The sequence below is a fragment of the Halomonas sp. H10-9-1 genome, assembly GCF_040147005.1.
In the GTDB taxonomy this organism is placed as follows: Bacteria; Pseudomonadota; Gammaproteobacteria; order Pseudomonadales; family Halomonadaceae; genus Halomonas.
On the sequence record NZ_JAMSHO010000001.1, the window covers coordinates 508,648 to 521,369 of the forward strand.

Sequence of the window (12,722 nt, forward strand, 5' to 3'; positions counted from 1 at the left end):
CACGCTAACAAACGACCGCAACGAGGGGACGCATCCTCATGTCGATCATTGCGCAGCATGGCGAGGTCTTCATCATCCTGGCCTGCCTATTCGGCTTCTTCATGGCCTGGGGGGTGGGGGCCAACGACGTCGCCAACGCCATGGGCACCTCGGTGGGCTCACGCGCCATCACCATCAAGCAGGCGATCATCATCGCCGTGATCTTCGAGTTCCTCGGTGCCTGGCTGGCCGGCGGCGAGGTCACCAACACCATTCGCAAGGGGATCATCGACCCCGAGCTGCTCCAGCAGGATCCGCAGTTGCTGGTCTACGGCATGTTGGCGGCGCTGCTGGCGGCCGCCACCTGGCTGCTGGTCGCCTCCATGAAGGGCTGGCCGGTCTCCACCACCCACTCCATCGTCGGCGCCATCGTCGGCTTCTCGGTGGCGGGCCTCGGCACCGCCGCGGTGGACTGGGGCGGGGTGGGCAAGATCGCCGCCAGCTGGATCATCTCGCCGGTACTCGCCGGTAGCATCTCCTTCACCCTGTTCAAGTCGGTGCAACACCTGATCTTCGAGGCCAAGGACCCCTTCGCTGCGGCCAAGCGCTATGTGCCCATGTACGTTTTCCTGGTCGGCTTCGCGGTGACCATGGTGACCCTGACCAAGGGCCTCAAGCATGTCGGGCTGGACCTCGGCTTCGGCGCCAGCCTGCTGCTCTCGATCCTCGCCGGCCTGCTGGTCGCGGCCCTGGGAGGGCTGATGGAGCGGAGAGTGCAGGCCAGCAACCGCAAGACCGACCAGTTCGGCTTCAGTGGGGTCGAGCGGGTGTTCGGCGTACTGATGATCTTCACCGCTTGCGCCATGGCCTTCGCCCACGGCTCCAATGACGTGGCCAACGCCGTGGGCCCGCTGGCGGCGGTGATCAGCGTGGTGAAGAGCGGCGGCGAGATCGAGGCCGCGGCCTTGGTGCCCTGGTGGGTGCTGGTACTGGGTGGAGGCGGCATCGTCGTCGGCCTGGTCACCTACGGCCGCAAGGTGATCGCGACGGTGGGGACCGGCATTACCGAGCTGACGCCCAGCCGTGGCTTCGCCGCCACCCTGGCCGCCGCGGTCACCGTGGTGCTGGCCTCGGGCACGGGCCTGCCGATCTCCACTACCCATACCCTGGTGGGGGCCGTGCTGGGTGTGGGCCTGGCCCGCGGCATGGCGGCGTTGAACCTGCGCGTGATTGGCACCATCGCCATGTCGTGGCTGATCACCCTGCCCGCCGGTGCGGGCCTGGCGATCCTGTTTTTCTTCACCTTCAAGGGCATGTTCGGCTGAAGGAAAACGATTTACTGCTGCGCTCGACATCCTGGCCGCCGGCGCTGCTCGCCGTCCTCATGTAGCGGGCTACACTCCGGCGGCTGCGCTGCGGCGGCGGTCAGCCTGACGTCGCTCGCGACGTAAATCGAAATTCCTTCAGTGGGTATTTCTTGCCAATCGGCGGTACCACGGTGGTGGTGCCGCCATTTTCGTCGCTCTGCTATAGTCGAGGCTCCCTCGGCTCCTTTCGTTCACCCGCTGCCGGAGAGCGGCTCTTGGATACACGTTTCCCCTTCGTCGACTGGTTTCGCAACACCTCGCCCTACATCAACGCTCACCGGGGGCGAACCTTCGTCATCCTGATCGAGGGGGAGGCGATGGCGCGCGGTCGCGGCGAGCAGCTGGTACAGGACCTGGCCCTGCTGCATACCCTGGGGGTAAGGTTGGTGGTGGTGTTCGGCATTCGCCCCCAGGTGCGACAAGCGCTGGATGCCGCGGGGATCACGCCGGGACAGCACCAGGGGCGCTGGGTCGCCGACGGTGCGGTCATGGCCTGCATCGAGCGGGTTGCCGCCGAGCAGCGGCTGTGGCTGGAGGCGCGCTTCTCGCTGGGACTGCCCAACACGCCCATGCATGGCGTCGAGCTCACCGCGGCCTCCGGCAACCTGGTGATGGCCAAGCCACTGGGGGTCCGCGAGGGGGTCGATTTCGATCACAGCGGCGAGGTGCGTCGGGTGCGTACCCAGGCCATCGAGGGGCTGCTGGAGAAGGGGACGCTGGTGGTGCTGCCGCCGCTGGGCTTCTCCAGTACCGGCGAGGTGTTCGACCTCGACGCCTCCGACGTGGCCCAGCATGCCGCCATGGCGCTGTCGGCCGACAAGCTGATCCTGCTCGGCGAAGCCAGCGGCCTGTTCGACGCCAGCGGCCAGCTGCAGCGCCAGCTGACCCCCGCCGAGGCGGGGCCGCTGCTGGCCCAGGCGGCCCCCGGCAGCGAGCTGGCGCGCCACCTGGAGGCCGCCTGCCAGGCGGCCCGTCACGGCGTGGCGCGCACCCACCTGCTCTCCTGGCATGACCATGACGCCCTGCTCGGTGAGCTCTTCACCCGCGACGGGGTCGGCACCATGATCACCCAGCACCGCTACGAGCAGCTGCGCCCGGCGGAGCTGGCGGATATCGGTGGTCTGCTGGAGCTGCTCGAGCCCCTGGAGCGGCGTGGCATGCTGGTACCACGCTCCTGGGAGCGGCTCGAGCACCAGGTCGAGGACTACGTGGTGATCGAGCGTGACGGCATGATTATCGGCTGTGCGGCCCTGCACCGTTTCGACGATGCCGAGATGGGCGAGCTGGCCTGCGTGGCGGTTCACGACGACTACCGCGGCGGTGCCCGGGGAGAGCTGCTGCTCGCCGAGCTCGAACGCCGCGCCCGACGCCAGGGACTGACGGCGCTGTTCGCCTTGACCACCCACACCACACACTGGTTCTTCGAGCACGGCTTTCGCCTGGCCGACCTCGAGGCGCTGCCGCCGCTGCGCCGGGACACCTACAACCACGCCCGCAAGTCCAAGGTGCTGGTCAAGCCGCTGGACTGAGCCGGGGTGTCGCCGCATGGCGCCATCAGGGGTTCCGCTGTCTCCATTTGGAGACTCTTCAACTAGCTGAAAATAAAGGGCTTATATAAAGCTGCTCCCTCGCCGTCGCCACCTGGCGACGGAACCCTCGCCTCGACGCCTTCCGTTACCCACGTCTTGCCATTTTACGAGGCCGAATTTTTTGCAATTCATTGAAATGAAATGGTTTTTAATTTTCTGGCACGGCGATCGCAATACACTTGGTGAGCAACGGGAGCGGTTCATTACGGCTCGAACCGTTTCGATCGTCCAGGGGGCGGAACCACACTGCCCTGTGCCTCGTCACCTGGCGATCAGCGTTTGCTCCTAGCGATGTGTGACTTAGGTTGCGATGAGACGGGTACCGACACGCTCAAGGACGCGTACCCTACGGGCAAGGATGCCCTGGCATGGATGCCTCTCCCCCTGGCGGGGGATCGAATCGCGCAGTGGCGCCACGGCTCGACGCGGTTGACTCGGGCGACACTGCCAGAAACGGAGCAGGACGGTGGGCCGCGCAATGACTCGCCGTCCGCATGAGGAAGGTCAGCCCCTGGTGGCAGATGGCCGACTCATGGCTTCGAGGGCCCTCCCCGGCCCATTTGGAAGGGTGAACGATGGATGGACCAGGCCGCCAGCGGTGATCCTTTCAGACCCTTCAGTTCCCTGCGTACTTGGGCCGGCCTTGCCGGCCCTTTTTTTTCGCCGTCCGGGCTCGGGCGAAGGGCACGGCTCCCGAGCAAACTCTGGTATCCTGAAGGTCCGACATGATGGCAGCCTCACCCACCGCCCCGCCCCTCGGCCTCCTGCAAAGAACGCTGGACATGACCACTCGAGCCGCCCGTCGCTGGCGCCCCCGTTCCCTGCTGCAGCTGGTGTTGATCGCCTTCCTGGTGGTGATGCTGCCGCTGGCCGTGCTGATGTTCCAGGCCGCCCAGGCGCTCTCCGAGCTCTCCCGGCTGGCCGATGTCAGCGCCCGCCAGGCGGTGGAGGAGACCCGCCGTGCCCGGACCCTGGGCGCCCTGGCCTTGGAGATGGAGCGCAGAGCTCGCCAGTATGCCGTGCTCGAGCAACCGAGCCTGCTGGAGATCTACAGCGAGCGCCTGGCGGAGTATCGCGAGCTGTTGGGGCTGCAGCAGGCTCGGTTGCTCCCCGAGGACCCCGACGTGGCGGCACAGGCGCGCCAGCTCGATGCGTTGGCTGCGTTGCCGGGGCTGCCCCTGGAGGCGTTCCGGGAGAGGCTCACCGAGTTTCCCGAGTTCGCCCGGCGCACCGAGGCGATCCGCCAGGCCACCAATCGGCGCATCGACGCCCGGATCGATTCAATCCGCGGACGCGCCCAGGGCGTCCAGGTCCGGCTGTGGTGGCAGACCGGTGCGCTGGTCTCCGCCAGTTTGGTGATGATGCTGTTGTTCTCGTGGCTGATAATCCGCCCGGTGCGCCAGCTGGAGCGCCGCATCCTGCGGATCGGCAGCGGCGCCCGCGATGAGCCGCCGCGCCCGGTGCAGGGGCCGGCGGAGTTGATCAAGCTGGATGAGCGCCTGGACTGGCTCGCCTCGCGGCTCGCCGAGCTGGAGGCCGAGAAGCAGCAGTTCCTGCGCCACATGTCCCACGAGCTCAAGACCCCGCTGGCCAGCGTGCGTGAAGGCTCGGCGCTGCTCGCCGACGGGGTGGTCGGCGAGCTGACCCCTCAGCAGCTGGAGATCCTCGAGCTGATCGATGGCAGCGGCCGCGAGCTGCAGCGGCTGATCGAGCAACTGCTCGACTACAACCTGCTGCAGCAGAGTCGGCGCGTGGAGGTCGAACGGCTCGACGTTGCCACCCTGGTGCGCGAGGTGCTGGCCAAGCACCGCCTGGCGCTGTCCAACAAGGGGATGCGCGTCGAGTGCTTCGACGGCCCGGTGACGTGGGTGTTGGACCGCACCGCGACCGGCCATATCCTCGACAACCTGGTGTCCAACGCCATTGCCTACGGTGCCGATGGTGGTGAGCTGGAGATTCGTGCTCGCCAGCGCCGCGACAGCTTGGAGCTGGAGGTGGCCAACAGCGGTGAGCCCATCGCCGAGGTCGATCGTCCGCGCCTGTTCGAGGCGTTCTACCAGGGGCGCACCCGACGCAAGGGGCCGCTCAAGGGCTCGGGCATCGGCCTCTCGGTGGCGGCGGACTGCGCACGCCTCCAGGAGGGAGAGCTGGCGCTGGTGGTGGACCCGCGCCTGGCGGTCTGCTTCCGCCTCACGCTGCCGCAGGCCGCCCTGCCCAGGGATGACCATAACCGCACGCCTGCCCGGATGGCAGGCCAGGATGCAAGGAGCTGATGCCATGACCCTTCGCCCTCTGCTGGTCGCCATGCTGGCCGTCTGGCTGGCCGGCTGTGAGCTGCTGCCGGCGGTTCCCTTCGAGCTGCCCTCCGGCCGCACCACCTCCGAAACGGCCGCCGCGGCCAATGGCTGCCGTGCCGAGCTGCCGAGCTTCGCCGACGATGATTGCCTGCTGCCGGAGTGGGTGGCCTTCGGGCTGGCCTCCCAGCGCGGTGATCGTGCCTGGCGCGAGGCGATGCTCACGCGCCTGGAAGGGGCGGCCGCTGAGCGTCGCCTGGCCCGCGCCGTGGCACTCTCCTGGGGCAGCCAGGGCCAGTGGGATCACGCCTCGGAGCTCTACAAGGCCGACCTCTCGGCCGCGCCGGTGGCTCTGCAGCCGCTGCTGCGCTACTGGCTCAACGAGCTGGAGGGGCGGCGTGCCATGGCCGGACGGCTGAGTGCCGCCCAGTCGGCCCAGGCCCAGAGCGAGGCCCTCAGCGCCTCGCTGAAGGAGGAGAATGCCGACCTGGAGAAGAAGCTCGAGGCACTGACCGCCATCGAGCGCAGCATCAACCTGCGACAGCAGACCGAAGAGTGATGGAGGCCCCGACGTGAAGACCCTGCCCCCCCTGCAAGCCCGCGCGAAATCGACCCGGATGGCGGCCGCCGGGAGCGCTGGTCGTCGGCAGCCTGCGCATATCCTGCTGGTGGATGACGATGTCAGCCTGCTCAAGCTGCTGGGCATGCGCCTGGAGAGCCGAGGCTACCGGCTGACCACCGCCGAGAGCGGTCGCGAGGCGCTGCGCGCGCTGGAGGTCGATCGCCCCGACCTGGTGCTTACCGACCTGCGCATGGACGAGATGGATGGCTTGACCCTGTTCCGGGAGGTGCAGCGAGAGGCGCCGGGACTGCCGGTAATCCTGCTCACCGCCCACGGCTCGATTCCCGACGCGGTCGCCGCTACCCGCGAGGGGGTGTTCAGCTTCCTCACCAAGCCGGTGGATCGCGATGAGCTGTTCGCGGCCATCGAGGAGGCGCTGGCCCAGGCTCCGGGGGTCACCCCCGAGGGCGACGAGGCGTGGCGTGCCGGGATCATCACCCACAGCCCCGAGATGGAGCGATTGCTGGAACAGGCGCGCATGGTGGCGGCCTCCGATGTCAGCGTGCTGGTCACCGGCCCCTCTGGCTCCGGCAAGGAGTTGATGGCCAAGGCCATTCATCGTGCCAGCCGTCGCGCCGACAAGCCCTTCGTGGCGATCAACTGTGGTGCACTGCCGGAACAACTGCTGGAGAGCGAACTCTTCGGGCATGCCAAGGGCGCCTTTACCGGGGCGGTCAGCGAACACCGCGGGCTCTTCCAGGCGGCCGATGGCGGCACCCTGTTCCTCGACGAGATCGGCGACATGCCGTTGTCGCTGCAGGTCAAGCTACTGCGTGCCCTGCAGGAGCGCCAGATCCGCCCGCTGGGCTCCACCACTCAGGTGCCGGTAGACGTGCGGGTCATCTCCGCGACCCATCGCGACCTCGATCGCGCCATGGCCGAAGGCGAGTTCCGCGAGGATCTCTACTACCGCCTCAACGTGGTCAATCTGCGCCTCCCCCCGCTCAAGGAGCGGGCCGAGGATGTGCCGCTGCTGGCCAAGCACCTGGTGGCCCAGGCGGCCGAGCGCCACAAGCCCTTCGTCAAGGGCTTCTCGCCGGAGGCGTTGAAGCTGCTCGCCGCGAGTGCCTGGCCGGGCAATGTCCGTCAACTGGTCAATGTGGTGGAGCAGTGCGTGGCGCTGACCGGAACGGCGATCATTCCCGAGGCGCTGGTGGCCCAGGCCCTGGCCGCCGAGGAGCAGGCCCTGCCCACCTTCAACGACGCCCGGGCGGCCTTCGAGCGGCGCTACCTGATCAAGGTGCTCAAGCTCACCGATGGCAACGTTACCCAGGCCGCGCGTATCGCCGGGCGCAACCGCACCGACTTCTACAAGCTGCTGGCGCGTCACGACCTGGAGCCCGCAAGCTTCAAGCCCGGCCGTTAAGGCACCAACGCAAGCCCCCGCCAGGGGGCGGGGGCTCGGGGTCTGCCAGGTCGCTTACTTCTGCGGCAGCTTGGCCCGGCGCAGATAGGGGAAGACGGTCTCGAACTCGCCGAACTTGGCCTTGGCATCCTCATCCGAGACGCTGGTGGGGATGATCACATCCTGGCCCAGGTTCCAGTCGGCCGGGGTGGCCACGTTCTCGCCGCTGGCGGTCTGCAGGGCGTCCAGGGCACGCAGAACCTCGGCGAAGTTGCGGCCGACGTTCATCGGGTAGGTCATCGAGAGCTTGAGCTGCTTGTCCGGACCGATGATGAACACCGAGCGTACGGTGGCGCTGTCCGCCGGGGTGCGGCCGTCCGGGAGATAGGCGTCGGCTGGCAGCATGTCGAACAGCTTGGCGACCTTGAGGTCCTCGTCGGCGATGATCGGGAAGCCGACATCGCAGCTGGCGAAGCTGGCAATATCCTTGACCCAGCCCTTGTGCTCCTCGACACCGTCCACCGAAATGCCGATCACCTTGGTGCCACGCTGCTTCCACTCCTCGTCGAGCTTGGCCACCGCGCCGAACTCGGTGGTGCACACCGGGGTGAAGTCCTTGGGGTGAGAGAACAGGATCGCCCAGTTGCCGTCGATCCAGTCGTGGAAGCGGATCGGACCCTGGCTGGTATCGGCCTCGAAGTCCGGAACAACGTCATTGATGCGCAGAGACATGGTGGTACTCCCTGTTGCGTGGTGATGGGTTCCCGCCGGCGACGGGAACGTGGTGATGAGCATCGACCAAACGGCATCTGGTCGGCCGCGTCAAGACTTCTTGTGACTAAGCTTAAACCTATCAGTTCGATTGCACCCCGGCCCGTGGTGTGGTGTCGCGGCGCAGCACCTGGAGGACCAGGCGCCCATCGCCCAGGCGGGCGGCCAGGCGGTCTCCGGGAGCGGTGTCGTCGGCACGGCGCACCACGTAGCCTTGCGCGTCCTGAAGGATCGCGTAGCCGCGGCCGAGCACCGCCAGTGGGCTGACTGCCTGCAGCTCCCGTACCACCCCGGCCAGCCGTTCGCGATGGCGCGCCAGTTCCCGTGGCGCGGCGGTGGTCAGGCGCTGGCTTGCTGCCGCGAGCCGGCGGTCGGCCAGCGCCAGCTGGCGGCCGGGGGGATGGGCCGCCAGGCGGCGCGCCAATTGCGCCTGGCGCCGCTGCGCCTCGGCCAGGCGTGCCTGGATGGAGCGTGCCAGCCGCCCGCTGAGCTGCGCCAGCGCCTGGCGCTGGCGCTCCAGCCCATCGCCGGGGTGGCGCAGCCGTGCACGCAGGTGATCCAGGTGCTGGCCCTCGGCGTCGAGGCGTGCCTGAACGGCTCGTCGCAGGCGAGCCTCCAGCGCCTCGAGGCGCTGGGCCAGCTCTCGGCCGTCCGGCACCAGGCGTTCCGCGGCCGCGGAGGGGGTGGGTGAGCGCACGTCGGCGGCAAAGTCGGCGAGGGTCATGTCTACCTCATGGCCCACCGCCGACATCACCGGCAGCCGCGAATGGAAGATCGCCCGGGCCAGGTGCTCGTCGTTGAAGGCCCACAGGTCCTCCAGGCTGCCCCCGCCACGGGTGATCAGGATCGCATCGCGGCTCGGGTCCAGGCTCGACTGGCGATTGAGCAGACCCAGTGCCGAGATCATCGTCGGCACCGCCTCGCGGCCCTGCACCGCTACCGGGATCAGCGTCACATTGACCATGGGCCAGCGTGCGGCGAGCACCGCCAGCACGTCGCGGATCGCCGCGCCGCTGGGCGAGGTGATCACCAGTAGGTGGCGCGGCGGGCAGGGCAGGGGGCGGGCGTTGGCGAACACGCCCTCGTCGGCGAGCCGGGCCTTGAGGCGTTCGAAGGCCGCCAGCAGCTCGCCCACGCCGGCGGCCTGCACCGCTTCCGCGATCAGCTGGTAGTCGCCCCTGGGTTCGAAGATCGACAGCCGCCCGCGCACCTTGACCCGATCGCCGTCGCGCATGGGGGCACCCACGAAGCGCGCACGGCTGCGGAACAGGGCGCCGCGCAGCTGGGCCTGATCATCCTTGAGGGTGAAGTAGACATGGCCGGAGCTCGGTCGCGACACCCCCGAGAGTTCGCCCTCGACCCAGACCTCGCCGAAGCGCCCCTCCAGCAGCAGGCGGGCGCTGCGGTTGAGTTCGCTGACCGAGAGGGGCGGGGTATCGGGGAGGGGCATGGCGTCGGCTCGGTGGGGATCGGAGACTCAGGGTAGCATGACGTTTCGCTGGACCGTGACGAGACCCACCCTCGGCCGTTATAATGGTTGATTAACTTCAGCTGCCTCTTCCCACCAGCTCACTGGGTGTTGCCACTATGCTACGTATGGCCCAAGAAGCCCTGACGTTCGATGACGTCCTCCTCGTGCCCGGTTACTCCGATGTCCTGCCCAAGGACGTCAGCCTGCGGACTCGCCTGACTCGCGACCTCTACCTCAATATCCCGCTGGTCTCCGCGGCCATGGATACCGTGACGGAAGCCCGCCTGGCCATCGCCATGGCCCAGGAGGGGGGCATCGGCATCATCCACAAGAGCATGACCATTGCCCACCAGGCCGCCGAGGTGCGCAAGGTCAAGAAGCACGAGAGCGTGATCGTCAAGGACCCCGTCACCGTAAGCCCCAAGGCCAAGCTCGAGGACCTGCTGGCCATGGCCGAAGAGCACGGCTTCTCCGGCTTCCCGGTGGTGGAGGGCGAAACCCTGGTGGGCATCGTCACCGAGCGTGACATGCGCTTCCAGCCCAACCATGGCGACAGCGTGGCCGACATCATGACCACCGCCGAGAAGCTTGTCACCGTGCCGGTGGGTACCACCCTCGACGTCATCAAGGGCAAGATGCAGGAGCACCGCGTCGAGAAGATGCTGGTGGTGGATGACGCCTTCCGCCTGCGCGGCCTGGTCACCTTCCAGGACATCGAGAAGGCCCGTACCTTCCCGCTCGCCGCCAAGGACGCCGACGGCCGCCTGCTGGTCGGCGCCGCCGTGGGCACCGGCCCCGAGACGCCGGACCGCATCGCCGCCCTGGCCGAGGCCGGCGTCGATGTGGTGGTGATCGACACCGCCCACGGCCACTCCAAGGGTGTGATCGATCGGGTGCGCTGGGCCAAGGAGAACTTCCCGCAGATCCAGGTGATCGGTGGCAACATCGCCACCGCCGAGGCGGCCAAGGACCTCGCCGAGGCCGGTGCCGATGCCGTCAAGGTGGGTATCGGCCCCGGTTCCATCTGCACCACGCGCATCGTCGCCGGTGTGGGCGTGCCGCAGATCACCGCCGTCTGCAACGTGGCCGCGGCCCTCGAGCCCTTCGATATTCCGCTGATCGCCGACGGTGGCGTGCGCTTCTCCGGTGACCTGGCCAAGGCCGTGGTTGCCGGGGCCAGCGCGGTGATGGTCGGTGGCCTGCTGGCCGGTACCGAAGAGGCTCCCGGCGAGATCGAGCTCTACCAGGGGCGTACCTACAAGGCCTACCGCGGCATGGGCTCCATGGGTGCCATGTCTCAGACCCAGGGCAGCGCCGACCGCTATTTCCAGGACAAGAATGCCGGTGCCGAGAAGCTGGTGCCGGAAGGCATCGAGGGCCGGGTGCCCTACAAGGGCATGATGGGTGCCATCGTCCACCAGTTGATGGGCGGCCTGCGCGCCTCCATGGGCTATACCGGCTGCCGCGATATCCAGGAGATGCGCACCAAGCCGCAGTTCGTGCAGATCACCAGCGCCGGCTTCGCCGAGTCCCATGTGCATGATGTGCAAATTACCAAAGAAGCCCCCAACTACCGGGCCGGGTGATTCCGACCTCAGTACGACCGCGGCGGGGGCAACCCCGCCGCTCGCTTTTGGATCCGGCCTGCCGCCACACCGAGACGTTCCCATGACCGATATTCACGCCCATAAGATCCTGATCCTCGACTTCGGCTCCCAGTACACCCAACTGATTGCCCGCCGCGTGCGCGAGATCGGCGTCTACTCCGAGGTTCGTGCCTTCGACATCAGCGAGGCCGAGATTCGCGAGTACGCCCCCAACGGCATCATCCTCGCCGGCGGCCCCGAGTCGGTCACCGAGCTGGATTCGCCCCGCGCCCCGCAGTGCGTGTTCGAGATGGGCCTGCCGGTGCTCGGCATCTGCTACGGCATGCAGACCATGGCCGAGCAACTCGGCGGCCAGGTGGCCGGATCGAACGTGCGTGAGTTCGGCTACGCCCAGATCCGCCTCGATGCCGAGACCGCGCTGTTCAAGGACATCTCGGACCACATCGACCACGCGACCGGCAAGAGCCTGCTCGACGTCTGGATGAGCCACGGCGACAAGGTGGCCGAGGTGCCCGCCGAGTTCACCGTGACGGCCTCCACCCCGAGCTGCCCGATCGCCGCCATGAGCTGGGAGGAGAAGCGCTTCTTCGGCGTGCAGTTCCACCCCGAGGTGACCCACACCCTGCAGGGCCAGCGCATCCTCGAGCACTTCGTGCTCGACATCTGCGGCAGCGAGCGCAACTGGACCCCGGCGCAGATCATCGAGGACCAGATCAGTCGGGTGCGCGAGCAGGTGGGTAACCGCCACGTGCTGCTCGGCCTCTCCGGCGGCGTCGACTCCTCCGTGGTCGCCGCCCTGCTGCACAAGGCCATCGGTGACCAGTTGACCTGCGTGTTCGTCGACAACGGCCTGCTGCGCAAGGCCGAGGGCGACCAGGTGATGGAGACCTTCGCCAAGCACATGGGCGTGAAGGTGATCCGCGTCGATGCCGAGGCGCTGTTCCTCGGCAAGCTCGAGGGCGTCGACGAGCCCGAGGCCAAGCGCAAGATCATCGGCAACACCTTCATCGACGTGTTCGATGCCGAGGCCGCCAAGATCGAGGGCGTCGACTTCCTGGCCCAGGGCACCATCTACCCCGACGTGATCGAGTCTGCCGCCGCCAAGACCGGCAAGGCGCACGTGATCAAGTCGCACCACAACGTGGGCGGCCTGCCCGAGACCATGAAGCTCAAGCTCGTCGAGCCGCTGCGCGAGCTGTTCAAGGACGAGGTGCGCAAGCTCGGCGTCGAGCTCGGCCTGCCCTACGACATGGTCTACCGTCACCCCTTCCCGGGGCCCGGCCTGGGCGTGCGCATCCTCGGCGAGGTGAAGAAGGAGTACGCCGACATCCTGCGCGAGGCCGACGCCATCTTCATCGAGGAGCTGCACAACGCCGGCTGGTACCACAAGACCAGCCAGGCCTTCGCCGTCTTCCTGCCGGTGAAGACCGTCGGCGTGGTCGGCGACGGCCGCCGCTACGAGTGGGTCATCGCCCTGCGCGCCGTGGAGACCATCGACTTCATGACCGCCCGCTGGGCGCACCTGCCCTACGAGCTGCTGGAGAAGGTCTCCAACCGCATCATCAACGAGATCAGCGGCGTCTCCCGCGTGACCTACGACGTGAGCAGCAAGCCGCCCGCTACCATCGAGTGGGAGTGATCGAAGCGCTGCCGGACATTAGCCGGTAGTTTTCGCGA

At 67.7% G+C, this 12,722-nt stretch carries 9 protein-coding genes; 7 read left to right on the top strand and 2 right to left on the bottom strand.

Annotated features, from left to right (window positions below; translation table 11 throughout):
* Positions 1-38 precede the first annotated feature (38 nt).
* The 5 genes from NFH66_RS02330 to glrR all read left to right on the top strand — a co-directional run bounded on the left by NFH66_RS02330 (position 39) and on the right by glrR (position 7,217).
* Positions 39-1,304, top strand: a complete 1,266-nt coding sequence (locus NFH66_RS02330; protein ID WP_349608048.1) for an inorganic phosphate transporter — start codon at positions 39-41, stop codon at positions 1,302-1,304.
* A gap of 257 nt (positions 1,305-1,561) precedes the next feature.
* Entirely contained in the window at positions 1,562-2,875 is a 1,314-nt protein-coding gene (gene argA / locus NFH66_RS02335; RefSeq protein ID WP_349608050.1) for an amino-acid N-acetyltransferase, read from the top strand.
* A gap of 842 nt (positions 2,876-3,717) precedes the next feature.
* Positions 3,718-5,208 carry a sensor histidine kinase gene (locus NFH66_RS02340; RefSeq protein WP_349608052.1) on the top strand — a complete coding sequence of 497 codons (1,491 nt, stop codon included), beginning with the start codon at positions 3,718-3,720 and terminating at the stop codon, positions 5,206-5,208.
* Between the two features lie 4 nt (positions 5,209-5,212).
* Positions 5,213-5,788 (top strand): hypothetical protein, encoded by a 576-nt coding sequence (locus NFH66_RS02345; RefSeq protein ID WP_349608054.1) that lies wholly within the window; start codon positions 5,213-5,215, stop codon positions 5,786-5,788.
* A gap of 58 nt (positions 5,789-5,846) precedes the next feature.
* Positions 5,847-7,217, top strand: coding sequence for a two-component system response regulator GlrR (gene glrR, locus NFH66_RS02350; protein ID WP_349611629.1), 1,371 nt, complete (start codon positions 5,847-5,849; stop codon positions 7,215-7,217).
* A gap of 54 nt (positions 7,218-7,271) precedes the next feature.
* On the opposite strand, the gene NFH66_RS02355 is transcribed toward glrR, so the two are convergent.
* Together NFH66_RS02355 and xseA are read right to left on the bottom strand one after the other, a co-directional pair.
* Positions 7,272-7,928 (bottom strand): peroxiredoxin, encoded by a 657-nt coding sequence (locus NFH66_RS02355; protein ID WP_349608056.1) that lies wholly within the window; start codon positions 7,926-7,928, stop codon positions 7,272-7,274.
* A gap of 121 nt (positions 7,929-8,049) precedes the next feature.
* Positions 8,050-9,417: an exodeoxyribonuclease VII large subunit gene (xseA, locus tag NFH66_RS02360; protein WP_349608059.1), complete on the bottom strand. Its 1,368-nt coding sequence runs from the start codon at positions 9,415-9,417 to the stop codon at positions 8,050-8,052.
* Between the two features lie 137 nt (positions 9,418-9,554).
* Between xseA and guaB the strand changes: the two genes are divergently transcribed.
* Both guaB and guaA read left to right on the top strand, forming a co-directional pair.
* Positions 9,555-11,024, top strand: coding sequence for an IMP dehydrogenase (gene guaB / locus NFH66_RS02365; RefSeq protein WP_349608061.1), 1,470 nt, complete (start codon positions 9,555-9,557; stop codon positions 11,022-11,024).
* An 82-nt stretch (positions 11,025-11,106) separates the two neighbouring features.
* On the top strand, positions 11,107-12,684 hold the full coding sequence (gene guaA / locus NFH66_RS02370; RefSeq protein WP_349608063.1) for a glutamine-hydrolyzing GMP synthase: 1,578 nt from the start codon (positions 11,107-11,109) through the stop codon (positions 12,682-12,684).
* The last annotated feature ends 38 nt before the right edge of the window (positions 12,685-12,722 follow it).